This is a genomic window from Roseateles sp. P5_E11 (assembly GCF_054049355.1).
The window spans coordinates 1-1,100 of sequence record NZ_JBFUMO010001036.1 but is presented as its reverse complement, the minus strand read 5'-3'; the positions used below and the strand labels follow the sequence as shown (position 1 = coordinate 1,100).

Below are 1,100 nucleotides of genomic sequence, written 5' to 3'. Positions count from 1 at the left end.
GGCGGCCATCATGCTGAAGCTGGGTTGCTATGGCTTCCTGCGTTTCTCGCTGCCGATCGCGCCGGACGCCGCCCGCCACTGGTCCTGGCTGATCATTGCGCTGTCGCTGATCGCCGTCGTCTACATCGGCCTGGTGGCCCTGGTGCAGAAGGACATGAAGAAGCTGGTGGCCTACTCGTCCATCGCCCACATGGGCTTCGTGACGCTGGGCTTCTTCATCTTCAACGAACTGGGCGTCTCTGGCGGCCTGGTACAGATGATCTCGCACGGCTTCGTGTCGGGTGCGATGTTCCTGTGCATCGGCGTGCTCTACGACCGCGTGCACTCGCGTGAGATCGCTTCCTATGGTGGTGTCGTCAACACCATGCCCAAGTTCGCTGCCTTTGCCGTCTTCTTCGGCATGGCCAACTGCGGCCTGCCCGCCACGGCCGGCTTCGTCGGCGAGTGGATGGTCATCCTCGGCACCGTCAAGGCCAACTTTTGGCTGGGCGGCATCGCCGCGACGGCCCTGGTCTTTGGCGCGGCCTACACGCTGTGGATGATCAAGCGCGTCTACTTTGGCGATATTGCCAACGACGACGTGCGCGCGCTGACCGACATCAATACCCGCGAATTCCTCATGCTCGCTCTGCTGGCCGTGGCGACGCTGTACATGGGCCTCTATCCCAAGCCCTTCACCGACGTGATGCACAACTCGGTCACCGAGCTGCTCAGGCATGTCGCGCTCAGCAAGATCCCGGCCTGATTTCGAGCAGAGGCAAGAACAATGAACGACATGAACTGGCTCGCGATCTACCCCGAAATCCTGCTGCTGGCGATGGGCTGCGTGGTTGCCCTGGTGGACCTGTGGGTCACCGACGAGCAGCGCCGCCCGACCTACTGGCTGACCCAGCTGACCCTCATCGTCGTGGGTGGCCTGCACTTCAGCTACTTCAACGCCGGCCTGACCACCTATGCCATGCAGGACATGGTGGTCGCCGACCCCATGGGCCACCTGCTGGCCGGCTTCGCCTGCGTCGCGACGCTGATCACGCTGGTCTATGCACGCCCCTATGCCGCTTTCCGCGAGATGCTCAAGGGCGAGCTCTTCATCCTCAGCC

General features: G+C 62.9%; 1 protein-coding gene and 1 pseudogene. Both read left to right on the top strand.

Features of this window, described 5'->3' with window-relative positions; genetic code table 11:
* Positions 1–745: NADH-quinone oxidoreductase subunit M (locus ACXJKR_RS33200; RefSeq protein WP_457326481.1), on the top strand; the 745-nt coding region annotated here is incomplete at its 5' end.
* A 30-nt stretch (positions 746–775) separates the two neighbouring features.
* Positions 776–1,100 (top strand): annotated as a pseudogene (locus ACXJKR_RS33195) (NADH:ubiquinone oxidoreductase subunit N); the annotation flags it as partial.